Annotated in this window: 18 protein-coding genes; 11 read left to right on the forward strand and 7 right to left on the reverse strand. The window is 40.2% G+C overall.

Annotated features, from left to right (window positions below; translation table 11 throughout):
• Positions 1–8 precede the first annotated feature (8 nt).
• A complete protein-coding gene (locus tag MHI11_RS01590; protein ID WP_044139223.1) occupies positions 9–374 on the forward strand; it encodes a VOC family protein in 366 nt (121 codons plus the stop codon).
• 112 nt (positions 375–486) lie between these two features.
• On the forward strand, positions 487–1347 hold the full coding sequence (locus MHI11_RS01595) for an alpha/beta fold hydrolase (RefSeq protein ID WP_044139224.1): 861 nt from the start codon (positions 487–489) through the stop codon (positions 1345–1347).
• A gap of 39 nt (positions 1348–1386) precedes the next feature.
• On the opposite strand, the gene MHI11_RS01600 is transcribed toward MHI11_RS01595, so the two are convergent.
• Both MHI11_RS01600 and MHI11_RS01605 read right to left on the reverse strand, forming a co-directional pair.
• Positions 1387–2814 carry an alanine/glycine:cation symporter family protein gene (locus MHI11_RS01600; RefSeq protein WP_340960261.1) on the reverse strand — a complete coding sequence of 476 codons (1428 nt, stop codon included), beginning with the start codon at positions 2812–2814 and terminating at the stop codon, positions 1387–1389.
• 33 nt (positions 2815–2847) lie between these two features.
• On the reverse strand, positions 2848–3828 hold the full coding sequence (locus tag MHI11_RS01605) for a glutaminase (RefSeq protein ID WP_340960262.1): 981 nt from the start codon (positions 3826–3828) through the stop codon (positions 2848–2850).
• Positions 3829–4345: 517 nt separating this feature from the next.
• Between MHI11_RS01605 and MHI11_RS01610 the strand changes: the two genes are divergently transcribed.
• The 3 genes from MHI11_RS01610 (at position 4346) to MHI11_RS01620 (ending at position 7855) form a co-directional block, all read left to right on the forward strand.
• Positions 4346–5632 (forward strand): ATP-binding protein, encoded by a 1287-nt coding sequence (locus MHI11_RS01610; protein ID WP_340960263.1) that lies wholly within the window; start codon positions 4346–4348, stop codon positions 5630–5632.
• Positions 5633–5636: 4 nt separating this feature from the next.
• Complete coding sequence (locus MHI11_RS01615) at positions 5637–6578, forward strand: response regulator (RefSeq protein ID WP_065098726.1); 942 nt, start codon at positions 5637–5639, stop codon at positions 6576–6578.
• 191 nt (positions 6579–6769) lie between these two features.
• Positions 6770–7855 carry an SEC-C metal-binding domain-containing protein gene (locus tag MHI11_RS01620; protein ID WP_034664274.1) on the forward strand — a complete coding sequence of 362 codons (1086 nt, stop codon included), beginning with the start codon at positions 6770–6772 and terminating at the stop codon, positions 7853–7855.
• A gap of 53 nt (positions 7856–7908) precedes the next feature.
• On the opposite strand, the gene MHI11_RS01625 is transcribed toward MHI11_RS01620, so the two are convergent.
• Positions 7909–8949, reverse strand: a complete 1041-nt coding sequence (locus MHI11_RS01625) for a DUF4352 domain-containing protein (protein ID WP_340960264.1) — start codon at positions 8947–8949, stop codon at positions 7909–7911.
• A gap of 396 nt (positions 8950–9345) precedes the next feature.
• Between MHI11_RS01625 and MHI11_RS01630 the strand changes: the two genes are divergently transcribed.
• Entirely contained in the window at positions 9346–10275 is a 930-nt protein-coding gene (locus MHI11_RS01630; RefSeq protein ID WP_044139230.1) for an aldo/keto reductase, read from the forward strand.
• Between the two features lie 30 nt (positions 10276–10305).
• On the opposite strand, the gene MHI11_RS01635 is transcribed toward MHI11_RS01630, so the two are convergent.
• Complete coding sequence (locus MHI11_RS01635; protein ID WP_340960265.1) at positions 10306–11271, reverse strand: sensor histidine kinase; 966 nt, start codon at positions 11269–11271, stop codon at positions 10306–10308.
• Positions 11272–11282: 11 nt separating this feature from the next.
• Positions 11283–11984: a LytR/AlgR family response regulator transcription factor gene (locus MHI11_RS01640; protein ID WP_340960266.1), complete on the reverse strand. Its 702-nt coding sequence runs from the start codon at positions 11982–11984 to the stop codon at positions 11283–11285.
• A gap of 160 nt (positions 11985–12144) precedes the next feature.
• Here MHI11_RS01640 and MHI11_RS01645 point away from each other — a divergent pair, with 160 nt between their 5' ends.
• Positions 12145–12885 (forward strand): ATP-binding cassette domain-containing protein, encoded by a 741-nt coding sequence (locus MHI11_RS01645; protein WP_044139233.1) that lies wholly within the window; start codon positions 12145–12147, stop codon positions 12883–12885.
• Positions 12885–14060: an ABC transporter permease gene (locus tag MHI11_RS01650; protein ID WP_217012754.1), complete on the forward strand. Its 1176-nt coding sequence runs from the start codon at positions 12885–12887 to the stop codon at positions 14058–14060. The genes MHI11_RS01645 and MHI11_RS01650 overlap by 1 nt, the downstream gene beginning before the upstream one ends.
• A 56-nt stretch (positions 14061–14116) precedes the next feature.
• Here MHI11_RS01650 and MHI11_RS01655 read toward each other — a convergent pair whose 3' ends face one another.
• A complete protein-coding gene (locus MHI11_RS01655; RefSeq protein ID WP_340960267.1) occupies positions 14117–14668 on the reverse strand; it encodes a hypothetical protein in 552 nt (183 codons plus the stop codon).
• Positions 14669–15044: 376 nt separating this feature from the next.
• Between MHI11_RS01655 and MHI11_RS01660 the strand changes: the two genes are divergently transcribed.
• Positions 15045–15380 (forward strand): hypothetical protein, encoded by a 336-nt coding sequence (locus tag MHI11_RS01660; RefSeq protein WP_106066546.1) that lies wholly within the window; start codon positions 15045–15047, stop codon positions 15378–15380.
• 97 nt (positions 15381–15477) lie between these two features.
• On the opposite strand, the gene MHI11_RS01665 is transcribed toward MHI11_RS01660, so the two are convergent.
• The gene (locus tag MHI11_RS01665) at positions 15478–16536 is read right to left on the reverse strand and encodes a DUF4352 domain-containing protein (protein WP_003217128.1); all 1059 of its coding nucleotides are present in this window, start codon (positions 16534–16536) and stop codon (positions 15478–15480) included.
• A 536-nt stretch (positions 16537–17072) separates the two neighbouring features.
• Between MHI11_RS01665 and MHI11_RS01670 the strand changes: the two genes are divergently transcribed.
• Both MHI11_RS01670 and MHI11_RS01675 read left to right on the forward strand, forming a co-directional pair.
• Positions 17073–17501 (forward strand): cell wall hydrolase, encoded by a 429-nt coding sequence (locus MHI11_RS01670; RefSeq protein WP_003217242.1) that lies wholly within the window; start codon positions 17073–17075, stop codon positions 17499–17501.
• Positions 17502–17620: 119 nt separating this feature from the next.
• Positions 17621–18400 carry a glucose 1-dehydrogenase gene (locus tag MHI11_RS01675; protein ID WP_340960268.1) on the forward strand — a complete coding sequence of 260 codons (780 nt, stop codon included), beginning with the start codon at positions 17621–17623 and terminating at the stop codon, positions 18398–18400.
• Positions 18401–18420 lie beyond the last annotated feature (20 nt).

Genomic DNA, 18420 nt, shown 5'->3' on the forward strand with positions numbered 1-18420 from the left:
TGAGGGGTATGATTAGTGTTAGTCCTTATATTGTGGTAGACGATGTGAAGGAATCTCTTCAATATTATCAAGGGATTTTTGGCGGTGATATTCATATTTTAAATGAACATCAAGACCGTGTGCTGCATGCAGAACTGCACCTTGGAGAATCGCTGCTTCACTTTTCAGATACGTTTGACCACACACCAAAGCCTGAACATCTCAGATTGATTATGCAGTTTGACAATGAAGAAGAACTAAAGGCTGTATATGAAGCGCTAGAAGCTGATGGAGATGTACTGGTCGAATTACAGGATACGTTCTTTGGGGCACTTCACGGACAAGTACAGGACCGCAAAAATGGGTTGATCTGGGTGCTGAATTATATGAAATAGACGAAGACCTTCACCATTGTGAAGGTTTTTTTGGGAGTGCTTTTATTTTCTGAAAAATGGAAAATATGCTATGTTGGAAGAATAAAAGAACAAGGAGAAAGGTGGCAAAGGGATGGAGCAAATTGAATTTCAATCAATCCAAACAAATGGTGTAACACTTCACACAGCAATGGCTGGACCTGAGGATGGCCCGCTACTTATACTGCTGCATGGATTTCCTGAGTTCTGGTACGGCTGGAAGAACCAAATTATGCCCCTGGCTGAGGCAGGCTATCGTGTCGTCGTTCCTGATCAAAGAGGCTACCATCTAAGTGATAAGCCAGAAGGAATCGAATCCTATGTATTAGATCAACTGAGAGATGATATCGTAGGGCTGATTAAGACGCTTAGTCCGAATCAAAAGGCGATTGTGGGTGGTCATGATTGGGGCGGGGCAGTTGCATGGCATTTGGCATCCACACGTTCTCAATATGTAGAGAAACTAATCATTGTCAACATGCCGCATCCGCGGGTGATGATGAAGGTTCTTCCATTTTATCCCCCGCAGTGGAAGAAGAGCTCCTATATCGCATTCTTTCAGCTCCCGAATGTGCCAGAGGCAGCTCTCCAGGAAAATCACTTTCAAAAGCTGGATGAAGCCATTGGGCTGACTGCAAGACCCCATTTGTTCACGAAGGAAGATATATCAAGCTATAAGCTGGCTTGGACGCAGCCAGGGGCCATGACCTCAATGCTGAATTGGTACCGCGCCATCAAAAAGGGTGGCTTTGAAAAGCCGATATCAAAGCGCATTCTAGTACCTGTTCGCATGATCTGGGGGATGGAGGATAAGTTTTTAAGCAGAAAGCTGGCGAAGGAAACGATGAAGATTTGCCCAAATGGTCAGCTGATTTTTGTCGATGATGCCTCTCATTGGATCAATCATGAAAAACCAGAAGTGGTGAACAAACTTATACTCGAATTTTTGAACTAAAGAAAAAAGCTCTGGTCAGAGGACCAGAGCTTTTGTGATTTACCCAATATGATTCTTTTTCAACGAAGCAGATTCATCGTCCCAGCATTCAATGTTCTCATTGTTTGGAACGGCATTTTTATAAAAGACTGGATCTTTCCCCTCTTTTTTCTGTCTCGTATAATCCTTCAATGCTTCAAAGGCGACTTTAGACAGCATGGTAATGGCGATGAGGTTGACGATGACCATGAGTCCCATGAAGAGATCGGCTAGACCCCACACGAGAGGAACGGTAGCAACTGCACCGAAAAGAACCATTCCAATAACGGCAATTCGATAGATGTTAAGCCAAACTTTGTTGGCTCCAAGGAATTCAATGTTCGTTTCACCGTAGTAATAGTTACCGATTAATGTACTAAAGGCGAATAGGAAAATCATGATAGCAAGGAATCCAGAGGCCCATGGTCCAATGTGCTGACTGAGTGAAGCCTGTGTTAATTCAATTCCTTGCAGGTTCGTTGTTTTGTATGCATCAGAGAACAGGACAAGGAAGGCTGTGCTTGTACAAATAATTAATGTATCTGTTAACACGCCAAACGCCTGGATTAATCCTTGTTTTACAGGGTGACTTGTCACAGCTGTTGCTGCTGCGTTAGGTGCACTACCCATACCAGCCTCATTCGAGAAAAGACCGCGTTTAATCCCTTGTAATAATGCGCCGCCTAATGTTCCACCAGCGAACTGTTCAAACCCGAAGGCGTGTTTCACAATCGTACTGATGACACCAGGAAGTTCAGTGATATTTGTCACAATAACAAAGAATGCAATTCCGATATAAGCTAGAGCCAGCACAACGACAATGTATTCAGAAGCTTTTGCAATGGCTTGGATTCCCTTGAAAATAATTGCTGCAAAAATAACAGCCATCACAATACCGACTGTTAAACGGTCTAATCCAAAGGAGTTTTCAAAAGCGACAGTGATTGTATTTGATTGCACCGCATTAAAGACGATTCCAAAAGAAATTGTAATCAGAATCGCAAATAAAATTCCCATCCAGCGCTTGTTTAACCCTTTTTCCATGTAATAAGCAGGTCCACCGCGGAATCCTGTTTTATCTTTCACTTTATACACTTGGGCTAACGTACTTTCAACAAAGCTTGAGGCAGAACCGATAATCGCTACGATCCACATCCAAAAGATTGCCCCAGGTCCACCAATTGCAATGGCGATGGCAATCCCTGTAATATTCCCTGTTCCTACACGTGCCGCCATACTGATGGCAAATGCTTGGAACGGTGATATCCCTTCTTTTTCTTTTCTTCCTTCTTTCAGGACACGCACCATTTCTTTAATCATTCTCACTTGCAGGAAGCGTGTTCTATATGTGAAGTAGACACCAACTCCAAGTAACAGAGCAATGACAATATAAGTCCAAATAAAATCATTTGTATGTGTTAAATAAGATAGCAAAGCTTTTTCGTTCATAACATCACCTCTTCGAATTCATGACTGTTCATTTTAAAAAATACTGAGATCCCACTCTTTTGCGAGCTTTTTCAGCATCATGACACCGGTAATACTATTTCCGCAATCGTCAATGGCGGGACCATAAATACCGATTCCGCAGCCTGTCTGAAATGGAAATTCTCTTCTTGCGCTTGGCGGAACGCAAGCCATAATTCCTCCAGACACACCACTTTTGGCTGGAACGCCTACGAAAGCAGCAAAATTACCAGACGCATTATACATGCCGCATGTCAGCATCAATGCCTTTGTTAGTCTTGCGATATCTTTTGGAATGACTTGAACCTGTTTAAAGGGATGATAGCCATCACTTGATATAATCAGCCCAATCAAGGCGATGTCCTCTGTTGTAACTTCGATGGAACATTGCTTTAAGTACACTTCTAATGTGTCCTCGACATCTGATTCTAAATAATTGGTTTCTTTTAAGTAATAAGCAAGAGCACGGTTGCGGTGCGCAGTTGCCCATTCTGATTGATAAACCTCTTCATTGACAGATGGACGCTTTCCTATTAAGTTTTCGATTAAATCGAAAATATATGCTAGCTTTTCTGTAGAAGTCTTTCCGGGAAGGATGGAGGATACGGTAATAGCTCCAGCATTAATCATTGGATTAAAGGGCTTCCCTGGTTTATGCATCTCAAGACGATAGATGGAATTAAATGCATCACCAGTTGGCTCTACATCTACCCGGTCCAAGACGTAAGGAACGCCTCTTCCTAAACAGGCAGCTATAAAGCTGATGACTTTTGAGATACTTTGCAGGGTAAAGGGAACGTCCCAATCACCATATCGTACAGATGATCCATCTGGGCCTATCACGTTGATACCAAGTTGAGAGGAATTCACTTTTCCGAGTGCTGGAATATAGCCAGCGTTTTGTCCATTTTTGTAATACGGACGAATTTCTTCTGCCCATTGATCAACAGAAGACTGGCATGCGTGTTGTGTATTATTAGAAATTGCTGTTTTCATACGATTCCTCCAATCAAAAATCAAAAAGTACCCTATTGAATTGGCGGATGACAAAAAATGCGATCAAATAGGCACGAAAACATGTTACACATCTTCAAAGAACTTGTCATGCGCTGCTTGTACCACTCCTTTACACCTAAATATATGTTCAAATGAAGGCTTTGGCGGCGAAAAAACAAAAAGGGTTTTTAGTGAAAAATCAGAAAACGCTTACATATAGTTTCACTAAAATTGTTCATTCAATTTATCTTGGAAACTACACAATCTGACGAAAATCTACAGAAAAACTTACAAATAAAAATCGGTTTGTCGATCATTGTCTAAACAATTCCCATTATTGTAGACAATATCCAAAATGCTGAATAGCTGAAAGGTCACCATGCCGTCTCGGTGAATAGTCATAAAAAAGGATTTTGAGGAAAGAAGGAGCTGTGAAAATTATTTTTTTGTATGTTGTGAAGAAAAGAGTCTCCTTGTATACTGTGGCTATGCAAAAAGGGGAAGGGATGTCAGTCATTTGAGTTTAAACCAGCTTGTTAAAAAAGACGCATTCATATTAATTTTTATGGTGGTGATTGTGCCGCTTGCAGGAGAACTGAAGTTTTATCCTGTGAATGAGACGTTCCGGATCAGCTTTGGGGCACCTGCGTTTTTCTTTTGTTTATTACTCTTAAGGAAATCTAGACCGTTCTTGCCCGGGTTTTTAACAGGCGCAGCCATTGTGCTTTTTCGAGTAGGTTTAGATCTGATGCAGTATCATGCTGATCTCGCTGCATCATTTTATCAGCAATTCCCAAGTTTCTTTTTCTATTTTACATATGCATTCCTGTTCTTTGCCGTCCGTACGGGACGTTTTAAACAGCGCTCTATTTTTATTGGCATCATTGGTCTCATGATTGAATTAGTGGCTGATTTTGTTGAGCTCTTTGTACAATTTTTAGTGTTTGATACGACGATGACGCTATCAAAGCTGAGTGATATGTTTCTCATTGCGTTTGCTCACAGCTTTGTCGTAATCAGCTTTTTTAATATGATGAAGCTATATGAGGCACAATCAAGAGAGAAGCAAATCATGAAACAAAATGAGCATATGATGATGGTCATTTCAAATTTATACGAAGAAACGGTTCATTTAAAGAAAACGTTAAAACATACAGAGCACATTACGCAAGAATCATACAGGCTTTATCGTCTCTTGCATGAACACGAAGCAGGGAAGAAAGTGAGTCAGGAGCTATTAAAGCTTGCAGGAGAAATCCATGAAGTGAAAAAGGATAATCAGCGTATATATGCTGGGCTTTCGAAGCTAATTTCTAAGGAAAATATGCAAGACTATATGAAGGCAGAAGAACTCGTTCAAATTGTACTCCGCATTCAAGAAAAGTATGCGCTCTCTCTAGGGAAAAACATCTCCTTTATATCTGATATAAGGGGCATTCATTTGCATGATTATCATGTGTTCATTTTTTTATCGCTCATTAATAATTTAATGGCAAATGCGGTTGAAGCCATAAAGGATAACGGAATGATCTCACTCGTATTGAAAGTAAGTCATGATAAAATAGAGATTCGGATTGAAGATGATGGCCCGGGGATTCCTGAAAAAATGAGAGAAATAGTATTTGATCCAGGCTATACTTCTAAATTTGATGCATATGGAACACCATCAACTGGGATTGGCTTATCCTATGTGAAAGAGCTGGTTAAAGAGCTTGGCGGTACAATTAAAATCGAACAAAGAGAAACAAAGGGAACAGCTTTTCAGCTACTCCTTCCTATACAAAATTTAATACAGAGAGGGTGAGTGTATGCGATTTTTCATTGCAGATGATGATCGTGCAATACGCTCGATTTTAGGACAAATCATTGAGGATGAAGATTTGGGAGAGGTCGTGGATGAAGCCGATGACGGTGTTGGATTAGAAGCCCATTCATTGAATCTGAAAAAAATAGACATCCTTCTGATTGACCTTTTGATGCCTGCTAGAGATGGCATTCAAACCATTCGTCATATTCACCCTGAATTCAAAGGTAAAATCATGATGATTTCCCAAGTAGAGGCGAAAGAGATGATGGCAGAAGCCTATGAATTAGGGATCGAATATTATATTCATAAACCTGTCAATCGAATTGAGATCGTCAGTGTGATTCGAAAAGTCATGGAGCGGATCAAACTCGAGAAATCGATTTACGATATTCAAGCTTCCCTTCGCCATGTGCTGCCGTTAGAGCCTGTGATTTCTCATAATACAACGGGCAATGGATTGAAGAAAAGGACGATGAAAGAGGCGGGGGAATTTCTCTTATCCGAACTAGGAATTGTCGGAGAGAGCGGTTCTAAGGATTTACTTGAGATACTGATCTACTTACATGAAACACAGTCAGCCAATTCTCATGAGGTTAATTTCCCGCCGCTAAAGCAGCTCTTTATCAAAACAGCGGAGAGGAAGCTGGATCATGGGGCAACCGATGTCGAAGTGATGAGGGAAGTGAAAGCGGCAGAACAGCGGATTAGACGCGCTATTCATCATTCCTTGAATCATTTTGCTTCACTAGGATTAACAGATTTCTCGAATCCTAAGTTTGAGCACTATGCGTCGAAGTTTTTTGACTTTACCGATGTCAGCCAAAGAATGAAAGAAATGCAGAAGACCTCATCATCCGCAGGATCAACGGGCAGAGTCAATACGAAGAAGTTTGTTCAAATCTTTTATTTTGAGGCAAAGCAGTTATTTGAGGGAATGAGCTAAAGAAAATCTATTGGAATGATTGGAGAAAATAAACAGAAAAAGACCGCTATTCCTATGATCTGTCGTGATCTTCAAGTATCTTTATTATTTAACTGATCATTCTGATTTTTCTTTTTTCTTGAAAATAAAACTCTCTTGTGCAATCGTTTGTTAAAATAGTGAGGTTAGACTAGAATGTCGGAGGTTTTATTTTGGGAAAAATTAAACGAAATGCGCTCTGCCCTTGTGGGAGCGGAAAAAAATATAAACATTGCTGTGGTCAAAAGTCAGGCGGAGAACAAACGTCTGAGCTTGTGTTTAAGGAAGCTGTACAAGTTCAAAAGGATTTAATGAATTACGCATTCTCTAAACATCAGAGAGCCATCAATCAATTCATTAATGAGTTTTCTTTTCTTGCAGATATGGATAAAGAAACGCAACAAATCTCAGTCTTTCATTTGAGTGTATGGGGCATCTTCTTCCGTCCATTAACGGATCAGAAAGAAACCATCTTCCAAGAATTCCTGACAAAGAAAGCGGAGGATATTACCCGTCCGAAAACAAAACAAGTGGTTCAATCATGGACAGACATGGAGCCTTCTTTGCTTTTATTAAATGAAAAAACGGACGAGTCTCTTTACTTTGAGAATATGGTGACAGCTGAAAAGGTTGAAGTAGATGTAAAACCGGATCAAACAGTGCTGCCTGAAAAGGGAAGTCTCGTACTTGGATTCCCTGTTCAATTTGAAGAAAAAGCAGAGTTTTTCATTCAATATACGATGTTTGCGAAGGAGTTTACAGATACGCTTCTTCTTCAAGTTCGTCAGCTTGTTGAAGCATATGAGGCAAATGGAGGAACGCGCAGCACATTTATGAGAGAATCATTCCCTGACGTGTTGAAGTGCATGTTTGCGAAGCAAGAAGTAGAAGAATCAGAAACATCTGCTCAAACAGAAGGCGATACAGGCCTAACAGCAGATCGAATGGACTGGGCAAGTGACGTTCAACTGGAAACAGCTAAGCTGATTGAAGACGGAATGAAGGAACACGGGGACCAAAGCCTGACTGATGGCGCTTTAACTGTGTGGAAAGCCTATTGTGATCAGAAATCACCTGTGATCCGTAAAGCAGCATCATTTGCTGCGGGAATCGAATATTACATTCATTCACTTGCAAGCGATGCCCCGCTTTCTCAAGCGCAAATAGCGAAAAAGTATGGCATTAGTGCGTCTACTGTATCGAGCCGTTTTAAAGATATTGAAAAAGCGGTGAAAGAAGAGCAAGAGGCGACTGTATAGCATAAGAAAAGACGCGGCACCTTCATTGGGCCAGCGTCTTTTTTAGTTCATGATTATCTTGTTTTAATAAAACCACTCATGTACTGCGATGTATTGTAATCGTTAAGGTCAATTTTCCACTGACCATCCCCATTACGTTTCATTTTCACTTCGTATTCAGCCGGGATGGAGACTGGAGGAAGCTTCTCGAATTCAGATGCGTACAAGTTTAAGCTTTTCTTATACAATTCTTCTTTAGAGCGGATCTTGCCGTTGTAAAACTCATCTCTTTGCTTGTCTAGCTTGTCTTTTAAGTTAGAAGCATCAATGCCTGTTACTTGAGCGACAACCTTCGCCTCGTCATTAGAGATGGTTTTTACACTTGTTTCTACTTTGGTTTTATCCTTCATGGTGTCTTGAATCCGTTTGTACATAGACAGAATATCACGGTCACTTACTTCATTGCCGTACATTCCGGCGCTTCTTTTGAAGTCTTTTACGAACATGTCGTGGTATTTATTCACGACATCGGATTGGTTGTCACCTGTTAAATCTGCAAATTGATCGTTCTTTTTGTCAAAGACAATGATATCAGTATAAGCGGAAAGCGCCTTTGCAGGGTTATCCAGCTTTTTCGCTGTATCAAGTATTTTGTTTCCATCTAGGTCGATTTCGATCGAATCACTGTTTTTCTTGATGCTGTCTTGGTACACGAACTGATATTTTTTCCCTTTGTCTACAAGGAAATAAAGAGCACCTGATTGAGATTTGCCTTTGTTCAATGAACCGAGGTCAAGACGGTCTTTACTGCCGTAAAATTTTAAATCAGATACTTTGGCATCATCCTGATAAAGGGAGAAGTCAGAGCTATATAATGATAGAGCTTTGTCACCTTTATTTGTAATCGTCAGGTTGACTTTTAGCACCAATTCATTGTCTCTAAGCGTAGTTGTTGAGTCTTCTGGTAACGTATATTCGTAGCTATCGACTTTTACCTCTGCTGTTTTTGTTGATTTTTGATCAGCGTTGCTTGATTTGGCTGAGCTCTGGCAAGCTGTAGAGATGATCATCACGAATGAAATCATGAGGAGTGCGCTTATTTTTTTAAGATTCACAGTTGATGCTCCTTTGCTTTTCTTTCGTCATTTCATTCCCGCTATCTGACTATGAAAAAAGAAACAGATAGAATGGTATATTCGGGTGTTGCAGGGGAAAATCTCCTTATGACGATTTGTACTTTTCATTCTATCGAAATTCGATCATGATGAGGAATAGGTTTTAGTCCCTATCTTTGAAAGAAATTTACACTAAAATCAATAATAAAAGGAAATTTGTGAGTCTAATATACCGGTCAATAAGAATTAATTTGTAGATTTATTATCGGTTTTAAATGTTTTTTACGTAAAAATCTTGAAGTGAGGGTGTTTGTGCTTCAGAGAGCAGGATACTTGAATGTTGAAAAGGATTCATGGGAAAATAAGGATGATTAAGCAGATAAGGGAGATGAGCTTTTGAAAAAGGTAACGCTTGGACGAACTAATTTACAGGTGAATCCGATAGGGCTTGGTACGAATGCGGTAGGTGGACATAATTTGTTCCCCAACCTGAGTGAAGATGCCGGACGAGAGCTTGTGGAGACAGCTCTTGATCAAGGTGTCAATTTCTTAGATTCTGCTTTTATTTATGGGCTGGGCCGTTCAGAGGAATTGATCGGTGAGATTATTGCCAAAAGAGGCGGTAGAGAGAACCTCGTCCTTGCGACAAAGGGGGCTCATAAAGAAGTAAACGGACAAATTGAGCTGGATAACAGCCGGGACTTTTTAAGAGAGCAGGTCGAACATAGCCTGAAACGACTGCAAACAGATTATATTGATTTATACTATATGCATTTCCCAGACGGCCGGACGCCGCTGGAAGAAGTAGCAGGCACATTAAAGGAATTGAAGGATGAAGGGAAAATCAGGGCCATTGGTGCATCTAACCTTGATTTTGAACAGCTTCAAGCCTTTAATCGAGATGGCTACTTAGATGTGCTTCAGTCGGAGTATTCTTTGCTGAAACGTGAGGCAGAGCAGGATCTTCTCCCATACTGCGTCGAGCATCGTATTTCCTTTATTCCGTATTTCCCATTGGCATCAGGCTTGTTGACTGGGAAATTTACGAAGGATGCGACATTTGATGATATTCGAGCAAAAGATCCACTTTTCCAAGGCGAGGCGTTCCTTCAAAACCTCGAAAAAGTAGACAAGCTAAAGGCAATTGCACAATCAAAGAACGCCGAAACGGCACACGTCGCACTCGCTTGGCTTTTAGCACAGGACGGCATCGACGCCATCATTCCAGGTGCAAAACGAGCTGAGCAAGTTCAGCAAAACTTAAAAACAAACGAAGTTCAATTAACAAAAGAGGAAATCAATCAAATTGACCACATTTTCTCTTAATAAAAAAAGGTGCTTAGCTGCACCTTTTTTTTATGACATCGTGAGGGGGATTTTGATGACAAGCCGCAAATGTGGAGAACGGTATGTGAAATCAAGAGTACCGTCTGCCTTTTCAACAAGCTGATGAATGATATACGTCCCCATTCCTTGATGATCTCCGCCTTTTGTCGAGCGGCCAAAGTTTTTGAACAAATGGTATAACACGTGTTTTTCCATTCCTTTTGTGCTGTTTTCACAATGGATTAAAAAGAGCCCGCTCCGAATAGAGGTCGCAATCGAGATGCTGCCCTCTTTTCCGACTTGCTTCGCTTCAATCGCTGCGTCTAGGGCATTATCAAGCAGGTTGCCAGTGAAACTAACCTGATCCGCCTTAGAAAAGGGAAGCGATGAAAAAGGTGCTTGAAGGTCTAGAGAAAGGGCAATGTTCTCTTTTTCAGCCCGTTGGAAAAAGGAATGCAGGGTTGAGGCCAAATAAGCATTTTCTCCTTTCATCCAAGGGAAATGTTTCACGTATTGCTGAATCAAATCCTTGATCTCATGCTCTTCGTTTGACGCGGAAAAGGCATTTAAATGTCTAGCTGTTTCATGATGTTTACTGCGCAGCTCAAGCAGCAGTTCATTGGTTCTTGATTCTGCGTTGATCAGCTCTTGAAGCCGCCCATTTAATCGTCTCTCCGTCCGCATCATCTTCAATGAAAGGATATCTGTTGTCATGATGATCACAAAAGCCAAAAGAGAGCTCCATCCATTTCCTTGCGTCAGAAAAAGGGAAAGACCTGCACAGGTAAAGAGCACAAAAGCGCCCAACATCACATAACCACTCACATGAGGCAAAAACCTTTTGTATATGAAAAATGTATAAAGACAAATCAGACAAAAAGTGAGGAGCCACAGCACTCCTGATGATAGCGGCAGAATAGCTTCAGCAGCTGCATGAAACGCAAGACCTAGCCATATGAAAGCATACATGCGGAATCCAAGATAGAAAGCGTTCACGTTCGTTCTCCTTAAAAATAATATTTCTTAAAGTATTCTAATTGCTGCTTGGTTATCATGGCTTTTTTATCTGTACCTTCAAAAGATACGATAAATGAATTTTTAGCATACGCCGAGAAGTTCTTAATGTAATGAATATTGATGATAAACGATCGGTGAGAGCGGATAAAATCTTTTTCAGCTAGATCGCCCTTTAACTCGTTTAATGTCTGATATGTCTGGATATCTCCTGTTGTTGTGACAATGGTGGTTGACCTGCCTGTTCGCTCAACAAAAATGACATCCTTCTTTTGCAGCACATGAATATCTGACTGCTGCTTAATGAGAAGCCGTCCATGAATGCTTTTCTCCTGCTTGGTGGACTTGTAGCGCTCTAAGGATTTGGCGATTCGATCGGCATGGTAGGGCTTCATAATATAATCATGTACATTCAAATCAAACGCATGAACCGCATATCCGCTATTTCCTGTCACAAAGACAACATCGACATTCAGTGCATGAGAGTGAATGAGGTCCGCTAGTTCATAACCGGACATTCCGGGCATTTCAATGTCTGCAAACAACAGATCAATGTCTCCTTGTTTGACCTTCTCATAGGCATCCTCTGCTGACTGCGTGACAAAGACAATCTCTACAGCCTCCATTCTGCCTACAATGGCATGCAGCTTTTCTAAATCTACTCGGTAATCATCAACGAGACCTACTTTTATCATAAAAATCACCTATGACTCTTCTTATTATTTGTCTATTTTACCATTTGTTTTTTAAAATAGATCATTTCAAGACAGAAAAAGGACGTTTCGCGACATTTCTATGTCAAGGAAGCGTCATTTTTTCTATCATAGACTTAGAAAGTTGAAAGGGGCGAACCACATGATTACTCTCAGCGATTGCAGCTGCTGGTTTAAAGATAAGAAAAAGGTTGTAAAAGCGATGAAACATATGACGTTTTCCGTGAAGGAAGGGGAAGTCGTTGGCATCCTAGGAGAAAATGGTGCAGGGAAAACCACATTATTACGCGCCGTCGCCACATTGTTAGAACCTACGCACGGAACAGTCACTGTCGCAGGCTTTGATACGGTGAAAGAATCAACAGAAGTGAAAAAGCGAATTGGTGTCTTGTTTGGCGGTGAGACGGGGCTTTACGATCGTTTGACGGCACGAGAAAACCTTGAATACTTTGGCAAATTGTATGGCTTAGATCAGCATGAAATCAAAGCAAGAATAGAGGATTTGGCAAAGCGTTTTGGGATGAGACAATACATGGATCGCAAGGTGAAAGGATTCTCAAGAGGAATGAAACAAAAGGTGGCGATTGCCAGAACCTTGATTCATGATCCTGACATTATTTTATTTGATGAGCCGACAACAGGCTTGGATATCACATCAAGTAATATTTTCAGAGACTTTATTCATCAGCTCAAGCAGCAAAATAAAACCATCCTTTTTTCAAGCCACATCATGGAAGAAGTCAGCCAGCTTTGTGACAGTGTCATGATGATTCATCAAGGAGAGCTTGTGTATAAAGGGACACTTCCAGAATTATATACACAGGAACAAAGTGATGACTTGAACTATATCTTTATGTCGAAGCTCGCTAGGGGGATTTCATAATGTGGAAAACCGTATTTTTAAAAGAAATGACAGATGCGCTAAGAGACCGAAAAACGCTACTCTTAACAGTGCTGATTCCTCTTTTGACGATGCTTGGATTGGTGTTCTTTTATGAAAGCATGATTGCAGATCCAGGAGATGAAACCTATACGGTCGCAGTGAATGAACAGCTTCCAACTGAAATGAATCAAATGATCAAAGAGGTCAAAAACCTCACACTTGAAACTTTTGATGACCCGCAGCAAGCTGTCAAAGATGGAAAGGCGAATGCTTACCTGGAAATGCCGAAAGAGGCAGACGACATGCTTCAGCATCAACAATCATTTGCAATTAAAATTCATGGGTATACAACAGATGATGATTCGGTCATCGCGGTTCAAATGCTGCAATCCTTATTGGAGCAGTATCAAAACCAAGTCGTAGAAAAGCGTTTAGCAGCTGATCAAATCAATACATCTGTTGTTCACCCATTTCAGGTGCAGGCTGTTGATGTAGAAGAGGGCGAAGAAGGAGAAAATGGCATGACCTCTATGCTTTTGTCGATTCTTCTTCCAATGATTTTGGTGACCTCCGTCATCTCAGGTGCTTTGCCAGCTGCGCTTGATATTGTAGCGGGTGAAAAAGACCGAAAATCCATTGAAGCGTTGTTCCTGACACCTGCCAGCAGACTCCAAATTCTCATCGGAAAATGGCTGGCTGTCTCCATGTTCGGGATTTTAAGTGGAATTGTGGCGATCGGCATGCTGCTTTTATCCACGCTGCTCTTTACAGAAAAGCTAAAACAAGCACTGAACTTTGGTGATCAAATGTGGAGCATTATCGCCGTCATGTTTGCGGCGCTTATCATCTTCTCCTTCATGGTATCCATGATTGAACTGCTACTCAGTGTCGTTTCAAGCTCAGTGAAAGAAGCGCAATCGTACATGTCCATGATCATTACATTAGGTGTGATCCCAATGTTCTTTACCATGAGAGCAGGTGCTACGCAGCTAGATACGTATTACTTTGCTGTCCCATTCCTCAATATTCATGCGCTCTGTAAGCAATTGATGTTTGGCATCATCGATCCGATGGCCGTCACTCTGACACTCGGCTCCTCAGCCCTCGCAGTCGTCATCTTGTTTGTCATCGTGAGAAGCTTGTTTATGAAAGAAAAATGGATGCTTGCAAAATAAAGAAACGCCCTCTATGATAGAGGGCGTTTTCAAGTGAATACCGATCACCGTATGTTTCAGTTTAAGAAACCGAATTGATCCAAGTTCTCTAAATAAAATTGAAGATACTCGTCATGAATACCATCAGGATATTCTTCTAACCCATTTTCGATAAGAGCACCTACAATTAAAGCATTTATATACCTATCAAGCTTTTCGCAACTAGATCTTACTTTAAATTCTGAAATATATAACCCATCTTTACTCTCTAAAATGATATCAATTCTTCTACCTTCTTGTTCATCACGCAATAAGTGATTATACTCCCAATCTTCGACTCTTTTAGGATTTAAAGGATGAAGACGATTATAAAGTACTTCTTCACGGTGATCCTTTCTTTCCTCATTCGAAAACAATTGAATCAATATACTCGGATCATCAATGACAAAACATTTATATATCTTAGTATATTCAAAGTGATCATCATTTACTAAATCTAAAATCTTTGTTTTTGAAAATTCTCTAGCTTTAAATTTAGACGTTATCATTTCAACGACTTGTTCTTTAGTAAAAATCAATTGATCTTTTTTATATAAATACTGTTTATATAGCTTTTCGTAATTATACATGATTCACCTCTATTAACTATTTAACAGGACCTCCGTAGAATGAATGAGCTTTTGGAGTCCTTTTATAGGGATGCCAGTGATAATAATACCATGAGAGCAGGAGCTACGCAGCTAGATACGTATTACTTTGCTATCCCATTCTTAATATTCACTTACTATGTAAGTAATTGATGTTTGGCAGCGTGAGAAGTTTGTTTATGAAAGAAAAGTGAATGCTTGCGAAATAAAAAAGCTAAAAACTTGTAGATTTTATCTGCAAGTTTTTTTATATCCAGAGATTTATATAAAAGAGATTCACTATCGAGTGAAAGGAATGGCATAATGGAAGGGAGGAATTACATTATTATCCCAATTCGATTAATGAGGTGATTCGTGTATGTCTTATCAAGCAGTAGACGATGATGTGCTAGAGCTATGTAATATATATGCTCAACAAACACACCATTTTGAAGCGTTTATTTTGGGAAACAGGAAAGGGTTATTGGAATTAAGAAAAGCGATAGATGAGGCATTAGAAACGGGTAGTTCCGTTGCACATTTATATCCATCTGATTTTGAAGGATATGAAACGTATGTTGCTTTAGTAGACGACGAACAAAAGTTTAAAAAATTAATGGATCCTTATGTAGAGGAATACGCACAAGAGGAGGATGCGGTTGATCCGGTTGAGGTGATAAAAGAGTATGAAGCTGTAAAAGAAACTCCTTCATAATAGACCGTATCTTACTTTCTTGGCTGTAATTCGGAATTAAATATAGGGATCAAACAAAAAACGATAAGAAAAAACCCCCGGCATCGGGGGTTTTTCATTAGTTCTTGATGAACTTTTCAACCAATGAGCTTGTTTTGTAATCGTTCAAATCAAGTTTCCATTGGTCGATGTCATTTTTCTTCATGTTGACTTCTACTGTTTCTTCAGAAGATGATGGTCCTAATTTTTTGAACTCTTCTGGGTAGATCGAGAGTAGGTATTTTTGAGCTTCATCGTAAGAAGCTGAACGGTTTTTGCTGTAGAACTCAGTCGCTTTTTCTTTTAGACGATCGACAAGCGGGCTTGCATCAATTGGTGTAAGAGTGACAGTCACAACAGCTTTATCACCACTGATCGCTTTTGTTTTTGTTGATACTTTTGATTTTTCAGCTAATGTTTCTTTTACAGCTTTTAGAAGCTTATCAAGGTTTTCGTCCTTCGCTGAGCTAGAAGAAATACCTGATGACGTGATGTAGCCTTGTTTGAATGATTTATCAAATTGGTTGACAACGGTTGATTTGTTATCACCTGTTAGTTTTTCAAACTCGTCGTTATTCTTACCGAAAATCATGACATCAATATAAGAAGAAAGAGCTTTTGCAGATGCTTGAAGTGTATCTGCTTTTTTCATTAAGTCTTTACCTTTAATATCGAATTCTAGTGTTTTGTCATCTTTTTTAGAACCACTACCTGGCTCATTGTACACAAGCTGATAGTCTTTGTCTTTATCAACAACAAAGAAAAGACCGCCTTTTGATACTTTGTCTGCATTTAGAGAGCTTGAAGATAATACTTCATTGTAGTCATCTGGAGAGATCGTAGACACCTGTGAGTCATCTTGGTAAAGCGTAAAGTTGCTTTTATCAACATTTAGAGGCTCTTTGCTGATATTTTTTACAGATACGTTCACTTTTAGTACATACTGATCATCCTGTACAGATGTATCGTATTGAGGTGGTAATGTGTACTCAGCACTTTCTACCTTTACCTCTGCTGCATCAAGAGATTTTGTATCTTTTTCCTTTGCAGCTGACTTTTCTTTTCCACCACTACAAGCAGCAGCGACAACAGTGACACATAAGATCAGAAGAAACAGGGATAATTTCTTTTTAAACATGACGTGTTTTCCTCCTCGGGTTTATGATGAATTTCATTGGAAAGCTTTAGTTCATATCATTCTTTTTGCACAAAAAGAAAAATACTGTATGTTTTTTACTGTAGAATGAAGCGAAAGTACTGTCAATACTTCAGTGCGTTTCTAAGGTTGTACAGCTTCAAGTAGTAAAAATGACACTAAGTTGAAAGGAGAAACTGTAAAATATGATTTGATGTCTCCTGTAAAAACTCAATATTTTATATTTTAAGGTTTTGAGTCGGATTGTTGAATAGGTTCAAATGACTGTTTTTGATGATGGTGTAGCAATTAGAAGGATTTTTATGACTTGTAAGTGAGTCTATAGTAATGAATATTTTTTCCTGTAATGTGCATGATCACTAGGTTTGTGTGTTGTTGGCAGAGAGACACATGTCCAGCAAAATGTTGAGGTGTTTAGACAGGCTCTCGACACGGAATGTGTCTTTTCCCTTCAAAATGGCAGTCATCTACACAGAAACCCTACATAAAATAAAAGAGAAACGAATGGAGGTGGATGTATGGCAGTGGTAAGAGCGACAAGCTCTGATATTGACCTCATGGCCAGACTGCTGAGAGCGGAGGCAGAAGGTGAAGGGAAGCAAGGGATGCTGCTTGTAGGAAATGTGGGCATCAACCGGTTGCGTGCCAACTGCTCTGACTTTAAAGGGCTGCGTACGATTCCACAAATGATTTATCAGGAGCATGCATTTGAAGCAGTCACGCATGGTTATTTTTATCAACGAGCACGAGAAACAGAAAAAACACTTGCACGGAGGAATATTAACGGAGAACGATTTTGGCCAGCAAAATTCAGCCTTTGGTATTTTAAGCCGCCTGGTAATTGTCCACCGACATGGTACAATCAGCCGTTTGTGGCAAGGTATAAGTCTCATTGCTTTTATCAGCCAACCGCTGAAACTTGTGAAAATGTCTATAACACCTTTTAGTTTGATGAACAGCACAATCCTCTTAGTCAACGATTGCAGAGGATTGTGCTTTTCTTTTTTTCAAAATGGGTAACCATTGTGTATCAACAAGATGAAGCACGTGATAGGAGGAAATAAAGATGTATCAAGATTTAAAAGGAAAAACAGCCATTGTCACAGGTTCTTCAAAAGGAATCGGACAAACCATCGCATTACGATTTGGAGAAGAGCAGATGAATGTGGTTGTGAACTATAAAGGTGATGAAGAGGGTGCTGAAGAAACGGTCCAAGCCATTCAGCAGAGCGGAGGGCAAGCGGTGAAAGTACACGCAGATGTCTCCGAAGAGGAAGGAATTCAATCCATCATGGAGACAGCACTGGAGCATTTCGGAACAGTCGATGTATTCGTCAATAATTCAGGCTTTAATGGCGAAGAAGCGATGCCGCATGAGATGACGCTCAAGCAATGGCAAAAAGTCATTGATGTCAATATCACAGGCACTTTTTTAGGCGCAAAGGCTGCAATCGCCTATATGATGGAGCATGACATCAAAGGGTCGATTTTAAATATATCCAGTGTCCATCAGGAAATACCGCGCCCGTTCAATGTTCACTATTCCACTTCCAAAGGCGGAATGAACATGATGACAAAAACGCTGGCTCTTGATTATGCGGAAGCAGGTATTCGGATCAATGCGATTGCACCAGGTACAATGGCGACCGAATCGAATGATGATTTGCAGGATGAACAGAAAAAACAAAAGCAGCTTGAAAAGATTCCGATGAGAGCATTTGGTAAACCGAAGGAGATTGGGTCAGCCGCTGCATTCCTCGTATCTAAGGAAGCTTCGTATATCACAGGCACCACTTTATTTGTAGATGGAGGAATGACGCTTTACCCTTCTCAAATCAATGATTAATCCAAAAAACATCCGCCCAA

The sequence above is a fragment of the Bacillus sp. FSL K6-3312 genome (assembly GCF_038007485.1).
GTDB classification, from domain to species: domain Bacteria; phylum Bacillota; class Bacilli; order Bacillales; family Bacillaceae; genus Bacillus; species Bacillus pumilus.

Bases quoted from the DNA above. Each gene is read 5' to 3' on its own strand.
- MHI11_RS01590 (WP_044139223.1), top strand. From the start codon at position 9: ATGATTAGTGTTAGTCCTTATATTGTGGTAGACGATGTGAAGGAATCT.
- MHI11_RS01595 (WP_044139224.1), top strand. From the start codon at position 487: ATGGAGCAAATTGAATTTCAATCAATCCAAACAAATGGTGTAACACTT.
- MHI11_RS01600 (WP_340960261.1), bottom strand. From the start codon at position 2,814: ATGAACGAAAAAGCTTTGCTATCTTATTTAACACATACAAATGATTTT.
- MHI11_RS01605 (WP_340960262.1), bottom strand. From the start codon at position 3,828: ATGAAAACAGCAATTTCTAATAATACACAACACGCATGCCAGTCTTCT.
- MHI11_RS01615 (WP_065098726.1), top strand. From the start codon at position 5,637: ATGCGATTTTTCATTGCAGATGATGATCGTGCAATACGCTCGATTTTA.
- MHI11_RS01640 (WP_340960266.1), bottom strand. From the start codon at position 11,984: ATGATAAAAGTAGGTCTCGTTGATGATTACCGAGTAGATTTAGAAAAG.
- MHI11_RS01645 (WP_044139233.1), top strand. From the start codon at position 12,145: ATGATTACTCTCAGCGATTGCAGCTGCTGGTTTAAAGATAAGAAAAAG.
- MHI11_RS01650 (WP_217012754.1), top strand. From the start codon at position 12,885: ATGTGGAAAACCGTATTTTTAAAAGAAATGACAGATGCGCTAAGAGAC.
- MHI11_RS01655 (WP_340960267.1), bottom strand. From the start codon at position 14,668: ATGTATAATTACGAAAAGCTATATAAACAGTATTTATATAAAAAAGAT.
- MHI11_RS01660 (WP_106066546.1), top strand. From the start codon at position 15,045: ATGTCTTATCAAGCAGTAGACGATGATGTGCTAGAGCTATGTAATATA.
- MHI11_RS01665 (WP_003217128.1), bottom strand. From the start codon at position 16,536: ATGTTTAAAAAGAAATTATCCCTGTTTCTTCTGATCTTATGTGTCACT.
- MHI11_RS01670 (WP_003217242.1), top strand. From the start codon at position 17,073: ATGGCAGTGGTAAGAGCGACAAGCTCTGATATTGACCTCATGGCCAGA.
- MHI11_RS01675 (WP_340960268.1), top strand. From the start codon at position 17,621: ATGTATCAAGATTTAAAAGGAAAAACAGCCATTGTCACAGGTTCTTCA.